This window comes from Paenibacillus sp. FSL P4-0338 (genome assembly GCF_038002365.1).
In the GTDB taxonomy this organism is placed as follows: Bacteria; Bacillota; Bacilli; order Paenibacillales; family Paenibacillaceae; genus Paenibacillus_AQ.
Map to the genome: position 1 here is coordinate 2,347,287 of NZ_JBBOCG010000001.1, position 17,058 is coordinate 2,364,344.

At 55.8% G+C, this 17,058-nt stretch carries 17 protein-coding genes; all 17 read right to left on the bottom strand.

The genetic code is table 11. The features are described 5' to 3' along the window. Nucleotides 1-4 precede the first annotated feature (4 nt). The 17 genes from MKZ07_RS10370 to MKZ07_RS10450 all read right to left on the bottom strand — a co-directional run bounded on the left by MKZ07_RS10370 (nucleotide 5) and on the right by MKZ07_RS10450 (nucleotide 17,047). The gene (locus MKZ07_RS10370) at nucleotides 5-754 is read right to left on the bottom strand and encodes a phage tail protein (protein WP_036701066.1); all 750 of its coding nucleotides are present in this window, start codon (nucleotides 752-754) and stop codon (nucleotides 5-7) included. Further along, complete coding sequence (locus tag MKZ07_RS10375; protein WP_341025713.1) at nucleotides 751-1,623, bottom strand: hypothetical protein; 873 nt, start codon at nucleotides 1,621-1,623, stop codon at nucleotides 751-753. The genes MKZ07_RS10370 and MKZ07_RS10375 overlap by 4 nt, the downstream gene beginning before the upstream one ends. A gap of 22 nt (nucleotides 1,624-1,645) precedes the next feature. Then, a complete protein-coding gene (locus tag MKZ07_RS10380) occupies nucleotides 1,646-5,299 on the bottom strand; it encodes a putative baseplate assembly protein (protein ID WP_341025715.1) in 3,654 nt (1,217 codons plus the stop codon). Next, nucleotides 5,299-5,694 carry a GPW/gp25 family protein gene (locus MKZ07_RS10385; RefSeq protein WP_036701060.1) on the bottom strand — a complete coding sequence of 132 codons (396 nt, stop codon included), beginning with the start codon at nucleotides 5,692-5,694 and terminating at the stop codon, nucleotides 5,299-5,301. Before MKZ07_RS10385 ends, MKZ07_RS10380 begins: the two co-directional genes overlap by 1 nt. 3 nt (nucleotides 5,695-5,697) lie before the next feature. Further along, on the bottom strand, nucleotides 5,698-6,093 hold the full coding sequence (locus tag MKZ07_RS10390) for a PAAR domain-containing protein (RefSeq protein WP_036701058.1): 396 nt from the start codon (nucleotides 6,091-6,093) through the stop codon (nucleotides 5,698-5,700). Nucleotides 6,094-6,109: 16 nt separating this feature from the next. Next, the gene (locus MKZ07_RS10395; protein ID WP_051494044.1) at nucleotides 6,110-6,829 is read right to left on the bottom strand and encodes a phage baseplate assembly protein V; all 720 of its coding nucleotides are present in this window, start codon (nucleotides 6,827-6,829) and stop codon (nucleotides 6,110-6,112) included. Then, nucleotides 6,826-7,869 carry a phage late control D family protein gene (locus MKZ07_RS10400; RefSeq protein ID WP_036701056.1) on the bottom strand — a complete coding sequence of 348 codons (1,044 nt, stop codon included), beginning with the start codon at nucleotides 7,867-7,869 and terminating at the stop codon, nucleotides 6,826-6,828. The genes MKZ07_RS10395 and MKZ07_RS10400 overlap by 4 nt, the downstream gene beginning before the upstream one ends. 12 nt (nucleotides 7,870-7,881) lie before the next feature. Further along, nucleotides 7,882-8,493: a CIS tube protein gene (locus MKZ07_RS10405; RefSeq protein WP_036701053.1), complete on the bottom strand. Its 612-nt coding sequence runs from the start codon at nucleotides 8,491-8,493 to the stop codon at nucleotides 7,882-7,884. Beyond that, on the bottom strand, nucleotides 8,493-10,046 hold the full coding sequence (locus MKZ07_RS10410; protein WP_341025721.1) for a hypothetical protein: 1,554 nt from the start codon (nucleotides 10,044-10,046) through the stop codon (nucleotides 8,493-8,495). Before MKZ07_RS10410 ends, MKZ07_RS10405 begins: the two co-directional genes overlap by 1 nt. Further along, on the bottom strand, nucleotides 10,046-10,522 hold the full coding sequence (locus MKZ07_RS10415; RefSeq protein ID WP_036701048.1) for a phage tail protein: 477 nt from the start codon (nucleotides 10,520-10,522) through the stop codon (nucleotides 10,046-10,048). The genes MKZ07_RS10410 and MKZ07_RS10415 overlap by 1 nt, the downstream gene beginning before the upstream one ends. A gap of 11 nt (nucleotides 10,523-10,533) precedes the next feature. After that, nucleotides 10,534-10,719 (bottom strand): DUF6760 family protein, encoded by a 186-nt coding sequence (locus MKZ07_RS10420; protein WP_076083189.1) that lies wholly within the window; start codon nucleotides 10,717-10,719, stop codon nucleotides 10,534-10,536. Continuing rightward, entirely contained in the window at nucleotides 10,716-11,084 is a 369-nt protein-coding gene (locus MKZ07_RS10425) for a hypothetical protein (RefSeq protein WP_036701224.1), read from the bottom strand. The genes MKZ07_RS10420 and MKZ07_RS10425 overlap by 4 nt, the downstream gene beginning before the upstream one ends. Before the next feature lie 147 nt (nucleotides 11,085-11,231). Continuing rightward, nucleotides 11,232-11,675: a phage tail protein gene (locus MKZ07_RS10430; protein WP_019910188.1), complete on the bottom strand. Its 444-nt coding sequence runs from the start codon at nucleotides 11,673-11,675 to the stop codon at nucleotides 11,232-11,234. Nucleotides 11,676-11,698: 23 nt separating this feature from the next. Further along, nucleotides 11,699-13,237 carry a phage tail sheath family protein gene (locus tag MKZ07_RS10435; protein WP_036701046.1) on the bottom strand — a complete coding sequence of 513 codons (1,539 nt, stop codon included), beginning with the start codon at nucleotides 13,235-13,237 and terminating at the stop codon, nucleotides 11,699-11,701. 216 nt (nucleotides 13,238-13,453) lie between these two features. Continuing rightward, nucleotides 13,454-14,026: a DUF4255 domain-containing protein gene (locus MKZ07_RS10440; RefSeq protein WP_036701045.1), complete on the bottom strand. Its 573-nt coding sequence runs from the start codon at nucleotides 14,024-14,026 to the stop codon at nucleotides 13,454-13,456. Between the two features lie 2 nt (nucleotides 14,027-14,028). Continuing rightward, entirely contained in the window at nucleotides 14,029-16,410 is a 2,382-nt protein-coding gene (locus tag MKZ07_RS10445; protein ID WP_341025724.1) for an ATP-binding protein, read from the bottom strand. Between the two features lie 169 nt (nucleotides 16,411-16,579). Beyond that, nucleotides 16,580-17,047, bottom strand: coding sequence for a hypothetical protein (locus tag MKZ07_RS10450; RefSeq protein WP_341025726.1), 468 nt, complete (start codon nucleotides 17,045-17,047; stop codon nucleotides 16,580-16,582). Between the last annotated feature and the right edge of the window lie 11 nt (nucleotides 17,048-17,058).

Sequence of the window (17,058 nt, forward strand, 5' to 3'; positions counted from 1 at the left end):
ATCTCTATTGCTCTGTCATACCCCCGACTAAGGTCTCCATCCCCACACGCCCATAGACCCCCAGACGCATAGACGGAACTTCAATATTCAAGCTGGAATTGGTGTAAAAGGGCCGCTCCTTCCGGATCACCTCCTGCAGATTCCGCACCTTCTGCTGCAGCAGGCTCCGGCTGTACGCCGGGAGAATGATATGGACGGAGAAGTAGCTCGGCTCGGCCGCCCCAACCATAGTATTGATGCCTATACGCCGGGCATTACCGAGACGGACAGGCTCCTCGTAGCTATAGATATGGATGGCCGCCTCTTCACCGGCGTGAACCTGCAAATATTCGGCCAGACCGCCCAGGGTTCCGCGTTTCTTATAGAGCTGGACGATGCTGCCGATCAGCTTGCGGTTAACGGTGCTGCGGGTGTCCGCAAGTGGAAGAATCTGCGTAGGGGCAAGCGTGCGCTCCTGGTTATCCTCCTCACCGTCATACTCCACACCTTCCGCCAACTGGAGGCCTACCCAGCCTGCAAGCCAGGGCAGAAACTGCGAGGGAGCCGTCTGCGGATCGAAGTATTGATGCAATCTGTCCAGCAAAGCCTCCATTCCCGCAGATTCCGCGCCTGCCGTCCCCGTATTGCCCGAGAGCATGGCTTCGAAGGCCTTCAGGAACCGTCCCAGAAAAAACTGTTCATCCGGCTCCCCCGATTTCTGCTGGAACACCCGGGGGAGATACTCCACATAACTGTATCCGTCTGTCTTGCTCATGCTTCCACCTCAATCTTCAGGTCCTTCAGCTTAAATAACTGGAACGGCAGCAGGTCAGGCGAGTCCAGGTTCACGCTGGTCACATGATCAATGCCGGCGATTCCCTCTACCAGATGATACAGATCCGAGGCGTACAGCTTCCTCCCCGGAAGCCAGCCCTGTCCGTGCTCCCCCCCGTTAACCGGGTCCAGAAACTGTGCAATGCTGCCATGGACGATGCTTCCGATGCTCTGATTCCCGGCGGCAACCGTCATCTCAATCACAACATCCCGATAATCTGGCTCAACAACATGGACTCGAGTCGTCAGCAGCTTGCTCTGCTCCAGGATGGCTTTAACCTGTTGCTTGATCTCCGTCATGTCTCTGCGCAGATCCTGCTGATTCGCGGTCTGGAGCACCAGAACTACGGACACATGCCCGAAGGCTTCTTTATCCCGCCCGGTGCCGTTCTCCATATCCGTATTAATCAGACAGAGCGTACGGACCGCAAGGTCTGGATACGTGGTCCGAATCCCCGGGATATCCAGCAGGCTCTGCCTCGCCAGCAGCTGGTAATCTTCTGCCGTCACAGCCCTATAGCATTCGGAGAACTGCTTCGCCCCGCGGGATATTCCGCTGGCGAGCTCCTCCCCGTCCTCCAGGGTGATACCAAGCAGCTTGAGGAACTGCTGCCTGCTCTCATCGGTCACCTGGTCAAGCCTGTAGAGAACCATCTCCGTGAAATAGGCGAACAGCTCCACCAGGGTAATGCCGGGATCGGAGGGATTATAGTTCGTCCAATCCGGATCGTAGAGCGGAATCAGCGCAGTGGCATCGGCCACAAGCTGGTCAAAGCTAAGATCATCCAGCTTCATTACTGGAAGCGGCATAGGTTCTTCCTCCTTTCTGTAGTTACGGCTCCAAAGTATTACAATGCGGACACCGCACCACTGTGTCCGGAATACCGGACAGCCCCGTCAGATACCTCCGCTCTTCCCTGCGGATAGTCTCCAGCCCGCACGCTGCCGTGGTTGCGGTCAAATCATGCAGCAGGCCCGCCCGCTTATCCATAAGATACGGAAAGGGATGTTCCTCCGGCTTGTTCACCAGATGCAGCCCGCCGCAGATCAGCTCATCCTCTTCCAGATGAATATTGCCGCTGGTGAGGGTACGGATCTTGAGCGGTGTGGTGTTGATGTATTCATCCGTCCGGCTCAGGAAGACAATATCCTTCTCCTCGAATACAGCGGTCTTCACAACAAAGGTTACCGCCCCCGAATCCAGCCTACTCAGGATATACGTCCGGACCGTCAGATCATCCGTAAGATCAAATTCCAGATCGCTGCCCTCGGGATAGCTCTCTGCAAGCGGTTCTTCGTCAAGGGTCTGGCATTCGAGCATGTCACCGTCGATGGTGAGGACAATCAGCTCTACCGGCTTCCGGGATCTGTAGCGGAGCCTGATGATTCCGTTCTCCTTGAACCCTCTGAGCACCAGCGATTTCACTTCATCCCCGGCATCCACCGCCTCGGCAAGAGCAAATTGAAGCGCGTTGTCCTCAGAACGGACCAGACTGTATTTCGGATAAGCGGCCTGTGGCTTATACGGCCCGTTCTCAAGCGGCTCCAGCTTCAGCGTGAAGCATTGCACTGAAGCTTTGACGAGCACATCCGATACATAGTCAACACCCGGCGTATTCTTAATCACGGCATAGACCTCGGAGACATACAGGTTCTGTCCCAGCTCCCAGCCCTTGTTCCCGTCTGCGCCCTTCAGCGGATGAAAAAACTGCTTCAGGTTGTCAATGATCCGTCCCTCAGCTACCTTCCGCTGGTCCAGAGAGGTAAAGACTACGGTTGCCTCCACAGCAGTACGGACATAGTCCGGGCCAATGACTTCAATCCGCGGCTCGGCGGTGTTTAGAGGGGCTGAGATCCGTTCACACAGATAGGCTTCAATCTCACTGCGCAATTCCTGGCTCGGGACCGGCCTCGGATCGTCCGTCTCCGGCACCACGATCAGGGTAGCTCTACCCGGGGTGAAATCCAGCTCCCGGTTCATAGCACTAAGACATTTCACCTTGGCGATCTGAGGCATCGCCTCGCGCACCAGCCATTCCATGTCCTCAGCGGTTACGCCCCTGTTCCAGCTCTTCAGCGTATGCGGCCCGCGAAGCTCAGCCTGCTCTGCTTCCTCCTGATCGAAGCCGCCGTCCGCCGCCACCGGATTAGTTACGGAATCCAGCCAGCTGTAGCTGTCCCATATCCGGGATACCGAGCCTGCGGCTACATTCCCGGACGCTCCGCCGCCATGCTTGTAGTCACACACGATGTTGTCTGTGCCCATAGGCGGAATCATGCCGCTGCGTCCATCCCCGAACATGATCATTCCGGTGCTTCTGTCCAGCATATAGTGCCTTGAATCTGAACCGGATACGGAGAACGTATTGACTTCCTCCCACGGTATCCATGTCCCCTGACCGGTGGCTTCCCGGACCTTGAGAAGCTGGCCGGGCAGCACGGGTATTTTGGACAACTGAACGGTCTGATTCTCCTCACCGTTGCTGGAGCCCAGAAGCTCTCCCGCAGCGGTATTGGAATTGCGGGCCCAGACCGCGTTAGCGAGAATAGCGTCCACCTGCGGGACTATCTCGAACCGGCCTTCATCCAGCCGGGCACGTATCCAGTATTGCTCCGTGCCGAACAGCGGCCGTCTCGCAATATCTCCCGGCACGGCAAACTGCAGAATCTCCCTGCGGGTGAAGCCTCTGATCTCATCATTCACGCTGAGCGTCAGCCATCTTCTGCTGTCCCAATACTCCCACGCCACTACCGGACGTCCCAGCTGTTCACCGGTTAGCGGAAAGAAGAGCGACACGGGCAGATCGCTGATATCACGGTCAAAGCCCAGGTAGAAGGTCGGCTCCGTCTCGGTGCACGGATAGAAGGGCTTGAAATATTCGCCTTCGTTGCGGCAGGCCGCCGACTTGTCAGCGAAGCTGAAGTTATTCTCTGTAAGCACGGTCTGCGGGTGCGCCTCCAGTGTGTAGCTGTAGGCTATACTGAGCTTACGGATGGAAGGCGGCGCGTATGTGGCCTGGGTCACCTTTAGCTTGGCTACATTGATGCTGCCTTCTCCCAGCTTGACCTCTTCATCCTGATATTCGTATTTCGCATCCTCGCCGTAATTCCCGCCGGTGATGCGGGCCCGGACCCAGTACTGCTCTTCACCGCCCAGCGTCAGCTTCTGGATACCCGGACAGACGAAGCTCAGCGTTCCGCTGGCAGTAAGGCTGCTGACCGCACGGAGGGCAGCGCCGCCATAAGCTGCACCGCCTTCGTCCGTTCTCTCCTCAAGACCGGTGATCGCAAGCCATTCCTGCCCGTTCCAATATTCCCAGCCGATTCTCACATACGGTGTGTCCGGCAGCTTGCTGATCTCCGGCTCTGACAGCTCCACCCTCAGCGTAATTCGGGCACCCGGCTTCGAGAAGGCCTCCCCGCAGGCGATATAGAACGTATCATTGATTCTGGGCTTGTCCCCCAGCGGATAATAATCCTTGCCCATATCCAGCAGGTTCCCATTATTCACCGTCACATCCGGCGGGAGCGGCTGCGGACTCACCACGTTAAGCTCCAGGCGGATATCTTCGATATCCGGCATTTGCGTACCGGCAGTTATGGGCCTCTTCAGCTCAGCGAAAATCCATTTGCCCGGCCATTCCCGCAGCACCCCGGACGGTTCGTACCCGGCCAGCGTCTTCGTATGCACGCCAGTCAGCCGGTCGAACCGGACCACCGCCCTCCACAGAGCATCTTCGTCCTCTTGTGCTTCGGCTATCGAGGAAGGATACAGCTGCACAGAATTCCCTTCATCATCGAAACAGAACCAGTCGATATGGTTCAGCAGATCTCCGGTTCTATCCTGCTCCGGCGCGGCCTTGCTCAACGCGGCTGCATCCGGCTTGTTGAAATAGACCGATAAGCTGCTGCCCGCTTCCTGGAATCCGAGCAACTCTGTATGTCCCAGATACAATCTGTGGACAACTGTCGAATCCCCCCTGAACAGCCGGGCAGGTCTGCCGGCAGCTCCCCCGGCTAGCAGATGATCCTGATTGCTCCACTGGTCCTCCTGCGGATCGAGACTCACCGCCCGGACAGGCTGCGCCATAATGACGGTCAAATCCTTATCCGTCTCAAAAACTACCTCCGCCCCCTGCTCCGGCTGGGCGGATACCCGGGTTCCGGCCGGAACCGTGTTATAGCTGCCCGAATCCGGCTTCAGCCGGAAGAGCAGCGGAACTTTGGCAGCACGGGGCGGAGTAGGATGAATGCCGATCAGATTCAGGAAGGAGGTGAAATTCTTCGCAGGCGCCTGATTCAGTCGGCTGATTACTTTGCCCATCATCCCGGTGAAGATATGGACCAGGGCATCTGCCTTCTTGTCTGCCTCAAGCTCCGTCACATCCGTCCATTCCCGGCTGCAGTATTGGTAGATTAAGCGTCGTAGCTCGGGAACCAGCTGTTCCTGTTCCCGTTTATCAATAATAGGCATTTGGTTTGGCATTATTTCCCCACGCTTTCAAGGAAGAATGGATAGACCAGATTATATTTGCTGTTGCTGGCCCTGATTGAATAGTCAATGGACACCTCAAGCTCGGAGCGGTCTGAGCGCGGGGTGACCGTAATGTCGTCCACTTCAATGCGCGGCTCCCAGTTCTGCAAGGCTTCTTCAATGAAGCTTCGCAGCAAGGTTGCAGTGCTCATGGTATTGGGTGAGAACACCAGCTCGTTCAGTCTGCAGCCGAAATCCGGCCGCATGACCCGCTCGCCGCGGGCCGTTGACAGAATCAGAATAATGGATTCCCGGATGGAGTCTTCTCCACCGGAGGATCGGACGCTGCCCCGCTGGACAGCAAGCGGATACGTCCAGCCCCGTCCCAAAAAATCTACAACTTCCATCTCTCAGCCTCCTAGTAAGACCGTCCCCGCAGCAGACACTTTCCCTGCCGGAAGGTCGGCCGGATCATTGCATGTCACCGCCGGATCACCGTTTCTGGCAGCCTTTTTCCCGTTGATGAATACTGTTGTGCTTCCGGCGCTGATGGTCCCCTTATTGGTCGGCGGCTTCTGAAACGGGCCTCCCTGCGGAACATGAGCCGGCGTATTCGTAGCCGTAGAATCCACAGTGGCTGCCGGCTGCCCCATAATCTTGACATTTGTGCTCAGCGCACCGTCCAGAATCCCCGTGAAGGGATGCGGCAACGGGGTGGGAACCAGGCCTCCACCGGCCGGAAGCATGACGATATGCGTATCGGTCGCCAGAATCCGGTCCCCTTGCTTCGCTGCTGGCTGGCCCATAGAGGGCACCCCCTCTCTAATTAATGTTGACCACAGATCCTTTGATCGTCATACTGGCGGCGGCTTTGACCTCCATCCCGGCCGAAGCTTCGATAGCGGTACCCGCCGATGATTTCATTGCAATGGATTTGGCGGACAGGGACAGCTTGCCTCCCGCCGAGATTTCAATATCTGCACCAGCGGATACCGATACCTTATTCGCCTTCGTATCCAGGATGATCCGGTTCTTGCCTGACTTGTCGCTAATATGGATCTGCTCCGCGCCGCCCTTGTCATCCAGCTTGATTACGTGGCCCTTGGCGGAGGTAAGCGTGATGCTCTCTTCCCCCTTGGTATCGGCGAACTGCAGAACATGCCCGCTGCGGGATTTGAACAGGCGGATATTATTCTTGCCATCCTTGTTGGTCTCCGGCGGTATGTCTTTGCCATTCCACAAGGAGCCAATGATATAGGGGCGGTTGACATCCCCGTTCTCAAAAGCTACCAGCACCTCATCCTCCACCTCCGGCAGGCAAAACGCTCCCCGCTCCTTCCCGGCCATCCAGGACGCCATGCGCGCCCAGTTGGATTCCGGCATCCCCATCAGCGGGATCTTCACCTTCACCAATCCGGGGCCGGGCTTGTCCGCATGGTTCGTAGAGTCATTATTGATGACAATCCCCACCATTACGCCGAAGATCCGTCCCTCGTTCATGATACTGTCCATAAAATTACTAATTCCGGGTCCTTCACTCATAGGCCAGTCCTCTTCACCTTGAACGTCGTGGTATAGCCCTTGCTGTCGATCTTGTGAACCGTGGCAACAATGTAATAAATTCCGCTGAAGCGCTCGCCCAGACCCATCAGCTTCACCGTCTGTCCTGCCCGGAGCTTCGGGTTCCCCCAGCACATGCCTTCCCCGGCAATGAACTCGCGCAGGCGGCTGTTGTAAGCAGCGGCGGCCAGCACCTTGGCTTCGTTCATATCCAGCAGATTCTCGGCCATAATGACAATCGGTGATTCCCCGACCGCTGCTGTGCTGATGGTGAAGCCGCCTTCCTTCCCGCCCATTCTGGTCGTCTCTTCCCCGCTCTTAGCGATAGCCTCAAGCTCCTTCTTCTCCTTCACATCCCAGCCCTTAAGCGTCACCTTACTCCCCCGGGTAAGGGCCCTCAGCTCCAGGTTCAGCCGTTCAAAATCCTTCTTGAAGCTCATCTCCGGCAGCACCGGGGCCTTCACGGACCGCGATTTGACGAAATGCAGCTTCTTATCTGCCGCGAACAGCTCATAATCGAGCAGGGCTGCCCGCTCCAGCAAAAATTCGTAGTTGCTCTGATTATTCTGGTAGAGGTAGGGATACACCGTTCCGGTATCCTCCACCACAGGGGTCAATCCATGCTCCTTGGCGATTTCCCCCGCAATATCACTATCCTTCTTCTTCAGAAAAGCTTTGCTTCTCGTCCCCATACGCAGCCGGTGCAGCAGATCATATCCGCGGATATCCAGCACCGAGTGCTCCGCAAAGTTCAGATCCAGCGAGGTAATCTCCCCGCTGATCATCGGCTCCGGCTGGTCGAGTCCAAGGGAGAGCTTCAGCTGGTCGCCCGGCTTCAGGCTCGTCAGATCTGTTCCCCGCCACATGCCGCTTCCGGCATTCACCATATTCATCTGGATAGAGAATACCGCCGGCAGATTAAGCTCATCCTCCAGCGTGACGCCTTCCACTGCCGCTGTCAGTTCAGCGGACAGCTTGCTTCCGTTCAGCTCAATTTTGTAATTCGCTACACTGGTGCCCATGCAATCCCCGCCTTAATCCGGGATAACCAGAGTTCTCCCGATATCATTTTTGCCAGGAAAGCCAACCGGATTGGCGATCCTGTTCAGCTCGGCAATTCTGCGCCAGGCCAGCGGCTCCTTCAGCGCCTCATTCGCAATGAGGTCGAGCCGGTCTCCGCTTTTGACCACCCACAGCTTCCGGCAGGCATTCAAGCCCTGGCTGTCCTCCACCGACTTATCCGGCTCATCTGTAATGAAGGTCACATCCAGCAGCGAGCGGACAGGCGTGCCGTTATCCATGAACATCGTGAACTTCTGCTCGATCTTGCTCAGCAAGCCGCGGTAGGTGAAGCCGCCCCAGACGAACATGCACACCGGCGGTTTTTTCGTGCTTTTGCCGCTGACCTTAGGATCAAGCAGCGAGGTCAGCTGCCGGGTCTTCTTGCGGACATCCTTGCGCTGCTCATAGGTATCGTAGAACAAGGAGACCTTGAACTCCGGTGTCTCTGTAATCTGGAATTGCTTGTTATTCTTCTCCCCGGTATATTTGCCTTCAAAAGAAACGGTGTACTCATTGGGGTTAAACATCACCTCAATGGCTCCGACGGGCATATCCAGAGGAATGATCTTCGCTTTCTCCGCCATTATCTTAGCCCCCTCCGATCCTTGCGTATGGCCATTCTCTTCTCCAGCACCTGATAGACCCGCTCAGCCAGCTGATTCAGCTCTGCTGCATTCATGACCGGCGGCGGAACGGCCTTGGTGAAGGTCTGCGCCGGAGGCTCTGCCGCATGTTCCTGCAGCACCCGCTCCAGCTGCTGTTGCATGGGCTCCGGCAGAGCCGCGCGCGGTGCTTCAGGCTTCCGCAATACCAGGCGGCTAAGACTGGCGGCAGGCTGAAGGTCCGGTTCATAAGCAGGGCCATCCGCCCTAAGCGGACTGGCCGGCCTTCTTCGCTGCGGGGCGGACGGAAGCACTGTCCGGTCCGCAGCGTAGATCAGGCTGGCCTCCACCGGAGCCGCAGGTCCCGGCCCTCTTGGAGCTGCCCGTCCTGCGGCTCCAGCCGTTCGCGCAGAAGCTGCCTGCCCAGCCGCAGCTGGTGCACCTGACGCGCCCCCAATCGGCAGCAGGATCTGCGGCTGCGCCAGCTGAAATGACTTCATCGGCTGCCTCTGATGAACCGTACTAACGGCAGCGGGCAGCGGGCTCAGAAGCTCCTGCCTGCTCTCCAGCTGCTCAAGCGTTGCCGTCAGCTGCTGACCTAAGCCGAGCTGAAGGCTGGTACTTACGCTTGAATGCGGAAGCGACAGATTACCGGGCTTGAAGCTTAGCGTGGGAGTCTTAAGCTGTGCTTCCACAGCGGTCCCGGCTGAGCCTGGGACGGTCTCCCGTTCATGCTTCAATGCTTGTGCCCGTACCGTATGCCCTGGCTGCTGCCTCAAGGGCTGTGCTTCCGCTCCGGTCTCCCGTTCTTGCTTAAGGCCATAGCTCCGCAGCAGCTGCATTACCTGAACCAGCTGATGATGATGATTAATTGCATGTGCCGGTCTGCCTGTTATCCTGTCTTGCTGCCCTGGAAGGACAGAAGCAGTCCGCAGATCGCCTCTGGTCTGACGGTCTCTCTGGCTTCTTTCGCCAGTAGCGCCTGAAGGCAGTGGCTTCAGAACAGACAACCCGGACGGTGCAGAGACTTGCGCCGGTCTTGATCCGGCAGGCTGAACAGTTACAGGTTCAGCCGGATGAAGTGCTGCATTCTGTATGCGATACTCCGTTGTTACCTGATGTTTATTACTTCTATACTGCCAGACTCTCTCTTGCAGCACCTGTACGGAGTTAAGTCGTCCGGCTGCTGAATGAAGCCCGCTCCGCAGATCCTCAGCTTGACCAGGAGAAGCAGATGGAGCGCTTAGTCCAGGCCTGATGCCGCTTTGAGTCACCAACAGGATGCGGCTTGCCGGTCCCGGCTGTACCTTCTCTGGCACTACCTTGTAATAGAATGTCTGATGGATATGGTTGGTCACCAGGTCCGTACGCTGCAATGTCTCCGGCTGCGCAGCATATAGCGGATCGTGCCGCAGGATCAGACTCTTCAGCTTGCTCCGCCAGCGGGTCAAGCCGTATTTTGCCAGAATCGATTGAATGAACTCAGTCTGCTTCTGATTCGCAGGAGCTGCCGCCATCCGAATACTCCGGCTCATTACCGGTACCTGTACAGCCCGTTGTGAGTCAGAACCAGGCTCTCAACGGCTACCGCGCTGCTGCTGGCGTTGAACGCCGGTCCTTCCCACTTGATGGGGCAGGCTTCGATGAAGTTCCACCACACCTTGGGCGTGCCGGAATGATCCAAGAGACAGATGGACCCGCTGCGCCGCCGGATGACCCCGTTCACCACATTCTGATACCAGTTCCACAGATACTCATCATTCGTGACCCCGTTTTTCAGCGTCAGATCCGAGTATTTGGTCGGTCCCAGGAACACAAATTCCTTATGATTCTCACCGCCGAAGGTTTTGCGCTCCACCTGTGTCTCCACGCTAAGGCCTGAGACCTCTGAGAATCCCGCCACGGAGATCCCGTCAATTTCCACGATGAAGTTATAAGCAAGAAAGGGATCTTCCCGGTACCCGGGCACCCAGCTTCTTTTCGCGCCGATATTTAGCATATTTGCCTTCATGTTATCCTCTCCTAAGCCTCAAAGAAGTTCTTCTTCTCTTCCCCGCCACTCAGCTTCTGGTTGATCCGGCTGACTTCACTGCACCAGCGGTCCCGTTCAGCATGCTCCAGGTTCAGCACCGCCGTATAGTCCCAGTGCAGATAGTAGGTCAGAAAGGCTACCTCCTCGTAGAGGCGGTCAAGGGGGTAGCCGACTATTCCCCCGGCGGTTCCAGTTCAAGCTCGAAGCGCTGCTCACACTTGGGACACTGCGCATGAACCGCATTGCTCCCGTTCTGGTTAATCCGGTTGTACAGATCCTGCAGATAAGCAAAATCCGACGTATACAATTCTTCGATGACTCTCGGCGTAATCATGCCCAGTCCACCTAGTCCGGTGACCACTCTGGAGAGCAGAATGACTGTCAGATACGCGGGGTTCTGCTGAACCCGGGAATCCCGGAGCGGTGTAATCTCATCGGCTGCGGTAGCCAGACGCATGGTGCCCTGCTTATGCAGCGTGCCCGCTTCATCCACGTACCCTTTGGGCAGGGTGAAGCTGAATTCAGTTTGTAATAGTTCCATGTTCTCCCTCACTTCCTCATCAAGACCATCCTCATGCCTTCGCTTCCTTCCGGCGTCCCCGGCCGTGAATATGATGTCCATACCGTCCAGCTTATGTTTTGGCGTATTGCATCACATCCACAGTGACGATGACGATAAGCGGGAAGGCTATTTCACTCTGCGAACCCCTTCATGCACCAGCTCCATCGACTCGACAGAGACCTCGTTGCCTTTAGCGCTAAGGGCGCTGACATCATACTTGATCGGCCAGGCTTCGAGGATATCCCACTGCGCCTTGTCATTGCCTTCTTCATCCACCAGGATGATGGACAAGCTCTTGCGGTTTTTCAGCGCGCCTTTGTCCTCAATCGACTTGCGCCAGTTGTAGAGTTCCAGGGAGTCTGTCAGTCCCTTTTTCAAGGTAATGTTCCCGAATTTGGTCAAGCCCGACAGCTTGCGCGCATGCGGGGCATCGATGCCCTCCCGGTAATCTACAGCCTCTGTGGATGTATCCGGAATCGTTGCGTCCGCAAAGGCTGCGGTCTGAATGCCGTCAATTACAACGCGGAAGCGGTAATTGCGGTAGGGATCCAATCTTTTGCCGGTTGCCATAGCATAAATCTCCTCTCAATCTCTTATTTGGATAAGGTCTTCTGGCTGACCCGGATGACTACGAATTCAGCAGGTTTGACCGGGGCTACGCCCACTTCGATAATCAGCTGGCCGGCATCCCTTACAGCAGGCGGATTGTTCTCCTCGTCCACTTTGACGAAAAAGGCCTCTTCCTGCGTGGTTCCGTAGAGCGCACCATCTCTCCATACGCGGGTCAGGAAGGCGGTGAGATTGCGTTTGACCTTGCCCCACAGGCTCGGATCATTCGGTTCAAACACGACCCACTGGCTGCCCTCATCCAGCGACTCTTCAATGTACATCATCAGCCGCCGGACGTTGACGTAACTCCACTCCGAATCGGCGGACAACGTTCTGGCCCCCCAGACACAGATGCCTTCCGGCAAGGAGCGGATCACGTTGATGCCGCCGGGATTCAGCAGCTCCTGCTCCGCCTTCGTGATGATCTTCTCAATCCCTACTACGGAATCCAGATAGCCGTCGGTGGTGCCAGCCGGTGCTTTGTGGACACCGCGAACAGCATCGACATAAGCGTACGTACCGGCAATCGCCCCGGACGGCGGCACAAGCTTCTGCTTCCCGGTCAGCGGATCATTAATGTAGACCCAAGGATAGTACAGGGCACCGTACGACGTATTGAATGAATTGCCCGAATAATCGCCCGCCCCCTCCTTGAAATCCTTGACCTCCAGCGGGCTTAAGCCATGCGGAGGATCTACGATGAAGATGCAGTCTTTTCTCAGCTTGCAGTAATTCAGCATATCCAGGATGGTGCCCCGGCTGTACGCCATATCTGCAAGGTCTGGAGCCGCTACAATGTTGATGCCGTCAATCGTATCGAATGCGTGGATACCGGCCCGCTTGACCGCATCCCCCAGGAAGTCAATCGGGGACATCCCGTTCACACCGCCGCTGAGGGACAGGGCTGCTTCATTGAACGCCGGCGTTTTCTCCATATTCTCCAGAATGGTCAGGTCCACCAGCGGCTTCACACTGACAAAGGCGGATACCTGATTCACCTTTTCTTCAAAATTGATCAGCAGCATGTTGTCGAAGATTTCGACGATTTTGCCCTCTTCGTCTTCTCCGCTGTATTCATTATTGAAATCACTGTCCAGCAAATACTGCACAATCATCTTGAAGCCAAATTGCTGCTTGTTGGAGGACGGGCTGATCTTGACCGAAATCCGGTTGCCCCACTCCCCTTCCGAACGTGCAACTACCTTGAACAAATCCAGATTATCGGTATCACGAACCGCAAGCGAAGCCGGCCGGATATCGGTGGATGCCGCTCTCACTACGTAGCAGGAGGTGCCTCCTTCCGCAAAAAAGTTATACACGGCATAAGCCAGATAGCCATTAGGGATAAACTGACCGAACTCATTGACGAACTGGCTCCAGTTGGTGACCAGTACCGCTTTGCCGATGACCCCCTTTTCTGCGATTCCGACGAAGGCCCCGACTGAGGTGCCCACACCGGCAATCGGCTTGACCCCGCTTGAGACTTCCTCCACATATACGCCTGGCGATAAATAATTTGCCATCTCTTACCCTCCTAAAAAAGTTTAATTAGCTTCTGCTTCTGAGAGAAACCTTCGGCATAACTGGCTGAGAAAGCATAAACTAAAGTTTGATCAGCTTACACAATCCGGTTAGGCACAGCTGCCTTTGTCTGCGGAATATCCGCTAGTACGGGTGCCTTGCATGTCATTCCCTCCATGAATCACTCCCTTCACAGAAGCAGTCTCTGCCAGCTTGGTCTACATGGGATGAACGCCCAGCTCTTTCACCTCAACCCGTGGGATCAGGATCGTCTTATCCGCAGGCAGCCGCACCGGCGACACCAGATAGGACAGGCTCACCTTAGCCGGCTTCCCGGGGAACACCTCCCACAGCTGCTTGATATCCTGAATCGTCAGGTTGTTATAGGAGATCCGGATCTTCTCATTGCCGCATTCGGCCAGGTTCCCCCGCAGATCGCTGCCGCTAAGCACCGGATGCTCATGGAACAGCTGAAAGATCCGGCCCAGGATCAGCTGCTCGGTCTCCCTGTCCTTGGCGTATGGCGTGAGCAGATAGTACAAATCCAGATAAGCCGGCGGATACATGAACTCATTCTTGCTGCCGGTCTCTTCCTTCTCACTGTTGCGCATACTGGGGCTATGGCTCAAATAATACAAACACATTGAAAGCTTCATCGTTGAGCTGTCAATGTCACTCGGAGAGCCGAAGCTGATGAAGCTGTCATCGTTCAACTCAGGTACATGTGCTTTCAATAGTGCCTTCAGGCTGGTGCTGACATCTCTTATTACCGTACCTGTATCCACGGCCATGCTTATTTCACCTCGATCAGTGTGTGATAGGGCGCATAATCCGATTGCAAAAAGGTTCTGCCCAGCTTCAGATACTCCCGCTTGGCTGCCAGCATGATCTGCTTCATCCCGATGGAACAGCCTTCATGCGCCGCATAAAAGGCTGCATTCAAGGCAATGTTCTTGATGTTGCCTCCGGCCAGAATGAACTTCTCCGCCATGAAGCCATAATCCAGATCAGGATCAAGCGGCGCTCCCGCCGGGAACATTCCCCGCCAGATCCGGCCGCGCTGCTGCTGCTCCGGGAACGGGAATTCCAGCTTGAAGTGCAGCCTGCGGGCGAAGGCATCGTCCAGGTTCTGATTCAAGTTGGTCGCCAGAATCACAATTCCCGTATACTCCTCCATCTTCTGCAGCAGGTAGCTGATCTCCACATTCGCATACCGGTCATGCGCATCCTTGACCTCAGAGCGCTTGCCGAACAAGGCATCCGCTTCGTCGAAGAAGAGAATGGCATTCGAGGTCTCCGCCTCATCAAAAATCCGCGACAGATTCTTCTCGGTCTCCCCGATGTACTTGCTCACAATCTGTGAGACATCGATCTTGTAGAGTTCCAGACTCAGCTCAGTTGCAATCACCTCAGCGGCCATCGTCTTCCCGGAGCCTGGCGGCCCCGAGAACAGGATGTTCAGCCCTCTTCCGAGCGACAGCCGTCCTGCAAAGCCCCACTCTCCATAGACGAGTGCGCGGTATTTCACCTGACGGCAGATTTCCTCCAGCTGATTCAGCTGCTCTTCGGGAAGCACCAGCATGTCCCAGGTATACATGGCCTGGACCTTCGAGGCCAGTGCCTGGATTCTTCGGCTGGACTGGAAGTAACAGGCTTCGTAGAGATCCTTCGTGCTGATCCCGTTCTCCCTGAAGCCGTTCCAGACGGCGATGTTCTCACCGCCGTTCAGAGCGGCCCGGATCTGGCTTGCCGTGAAGCGGAAGCTGCCGCTGACTTCATCCAGTTCCATCTGCGGAGACAGCTTATACTCCTGACCCAAGACAGTCCACGCAGCCTTGCGGGCCGCCGCATCCGGAAAGGGCAAGTCGATCTGCATGAAGTTCAGCGGAATTCCGGTGAAGCTGATTCCCCACTGCGCTTCTCCAAGGATGAACGTCAGCGGTGCACAGTCTGCCAGCATCTCCATAAGGAGCCGGCTCTGCAGACTGTATCGGTCATCCTCTGTCACCAGGCTGTCGAAACCGGTGAAGCAGAGGGCCGTCTTCATCAGCAGCGCATGCCGGCCAAGCAGTCTCAGCATTTCGCTGAAGTCAGCCTCAGGGCGCAGCAGCTTCTCCAGATCGGCAACCAGGACAGAGAGTCCCAGGGTGCCGCAGACCTCGCGGATACCTCCCAGCTTCAGAGCCTCATCCGGACCGCTGACGTATAGCAGGCTGCTGGAGCTACCGGGGCTGCCGGCTCCGCAGCAGCTGTAATGCTTCACGAACCGCAGCAGCTTCTGCTCCAGCTCAGCCGGAAAATGGATCTGCTGCGGAAGAGGCACCGTGCTAAGCTTCGCCGCCTTCGTCAGACGCTCATCCAGCACCTCATAGCCGAGCAGCAGATTCACCGCCCAATCCTCCAGCTTCAGCGGCCGGGCGATTAACGGAATGCGGCTGTCGCCGTACTCCCCTCTTCGTTCCAGCAGCAGCTTCATCAGCGGCGCACGGACATCGAACAGCAGGCGGGCCGCCTGCCGCTCCTCCTCTGCCCCGGCGAATACCTCCAGGACCCACCCCACCGAAGGGCGCTTGTCCGACATATCATTCTGCAGGTAGGCATAGATTCGCCCGTACTTGCCGTCCAGCTCAGGCGCCAGACAAGCGACCAGGATGCTTACCTCCAGCCCTGACAGGTTAAGTGCAGAAGCCACCTCCGGGAGCATGAGCCGGGGAGCGGGACTGGGTGACTGCTCTGCTGATGGGTGGAAATTAGTCCTCAGTCTGGCAGCGATCTTCCGTTCCAGATGAGCTATTTCCGCTGTTAAGAGATTGATGTAACGCTCATCTTCCGGCTGGACATCCAGCAGACTGCGGATCTCCTCGTCCACAAGCTCCAGCTCTGCGTGCGGCTGCGGTCCTTCAAGGTACCTGAGCTTAAGCCGGAGCTCCAGCAGTTGCAGCTCTTCTGCGAGATGCTCTTGGTTCGAGCTGTAGGGCGGAGCGGGTTCGCCGCTCTCCTCTCGGGGAGCTGCTGCTTCGGAATTTGCTTCAGGAAGTGCTGGTTCATGAGCGGAAGCAAGAGCAGCAACATAAGCAGCGCCTGTGCCAAGCTCGGCAGCTTCCACCCGTTCCACATCATCAGAAGCCTCCGCTGTTTCCTTTCGATAGCTTCTAGCCCATTTAATAAATTTCATCGGCAGTTCTGTCCTCACTCTATATTTTCTTGTTCATATATAAAGTAAGTTTTGGGAGGGGGATTACAACTGGGGGAAAATAAAAAACAGGTTAATCACCGGATACTTGATCCATTTGATTAACCTGTCCTGATTAAGTTGTTCTATTGTTCTTAGAAGCAAATGTGAGCTATGCCTCTGCACTGGAATAATATTGAATATATCTTTCTTTAGACGGAATTAACTCATTATCCAGCAGTTCTGTTCCGGTTAATAGCACTTTATTCTCTAATCGGGATATGAACAATACATAATAATCTCCTAATGATGGGAAGACAAATAAACCGTAATTTCTATTTTTTAATAGGCTGTTCGTTTCCCGGATCTTATCAGGCAAGAATTCATACTCCAGTTCACCGAGCGCTTCCAGTTCATCTTGTGTTGCAAGCTCTATTCCACGCTCAAACTCATAATCCAAAATATAATTTACAATTTCATTGTCTTCCTCTCCTTTATAATCCAGAAAGAGAAAGGCTCCGCTCGACAAGCCATATTTTAATGCTCTTTCATAATGGCTTGTACGATCCTCCCCTTCCAGAATCGGTCCTGCATCCTCCTGGCCCGGAAATAGGACTTCCAGTATTCCTTTATCCAACATCTGCTTATCCT

What these genes read in the sequence shown, in the direction of transcription:
- MKZ07_RS10385 (WP_036701060.1), bottom strand. Translation starts at nt 5,694, where the DNA reads ATGGAAGTTGTAGATTTTTTGGGACGGGGCTGGACGTATCCGCTTGCT.
- MKZ07_RS10450 (WP_341025726.1), bottom strand. Translation starts at nt 17,047, where the DNA reads ATGTTGGATAAAGGAATACTGGAAGTCCTATTTCCGGGCCAGGAGGAT.
- MKZ07_RS10430 (WP_019910188.1), bottom strand. Translation starts at nt 11,675, where the DNA reads ATGGCAACCGGCAAAAGATTGGATCCCTACCGCAATTACCGCTTCCGC.
- MKZ07_RS10440 (WP_036701045.1), bottom strand. Translation starts at nt 14,026, where the DNA reads ATGGCCGTGGATACAGGTACGGTAATAAGAGATGTCAGCACCAGCCTG.
- MKZ07_RS10435 (WP_036701046.1), bottom strand. Translation starts at nt 13,237, where the DNA reads ATGGCAAATTATTTATCGCCAGGCGTATATGTGGAGGAAGTCTCAAGC.
- MKZ07_RS10375 (WP_341025713.1), bottom strand. Translation starts at nt 1,623, where the DNA reads ATGCCGCTTCCAGTAATGAAGCTGGATGATCTTAGCTTTGACCAGCTT.
- MKZ07_RS10400 (WP_036701056.1), bottom strand. Translation starts at nt 7,869, where the DNA reads ATGGGCACCAGTGTAGCGAATTACAAAATTGAGCTGAACGGAAGCAAG.
- MKZ07_RS10395 (WP_051494044.1), bottom strand. Translation starts at nt 6,829, where the DNA reads ATGAGTGAAGGACCCGGAATTAGTAATTTTATGGACAGTATCATGAAC.
- MKZ07_RS10425 (WP_036701224.1), bottom strand. Translation starts at nt 11,084, where the DNA reads ATGGAACTATTACAAACTGAATTCAGCTTCACCCTGCCCAAAGGGTAC.
- MKZ07_RS10380 (WP_341025715.1), bottom strand. Translation starts at nt 5,299, where the DNA reads ATGCCAAACCAAATGCCTATTATTGATAAACGGGAACAGGAACAGCTG.
- MKZ07_RS10390 (WP_036701058.1), bottom strand. Translation starts at nt 6,093, where the DNA reads ATGGGCCAGCCAGCAGCGAAGCAAGGGGACCGGATTCTGGCGACCGAT.
- MKZ07_RS10410 (WP_341025721.1), bottom strand. Translation starts at nt 10,046, where the DNA reads ATGAGCCGGAGTATTCGGATGGCGGCAGCTCCTGCGAATCAGAAGCAG.
- MKZ07_RS10415 (WP_036701048.1), bottom strand. Translation starts at nt 10,522, where the DNA reads ATGAAGGCAAATATGCTAAATATCGGCGCGAAAAGAAGCTGGGTGCCC.
- MKZ07_RS10405 (WP_036701053.1), bottom strand. Translation starts at nt 8,493, where the DNA reads ATGGCGGAGAAAGCGAAGATCATTCCTCTGGATATGCCCGTCGGAGCC.
- MKZ07_RS10445 (WP_341025724.1), bottom strand. Translation starts at nt 16,410, where the DNA reads ATGAAATTTATTAAATGGGCTAGAAGCTATCGAAAGGAAACAGCGGAG.
- MKZ07_RS10370 (WP_036701066.1), bottom strand. Translation starts at nt 754, where the DNA reads ATGAGCAAGACAGACGGATACAGTTATGTGGAGTATCTCCCCCGGGTG.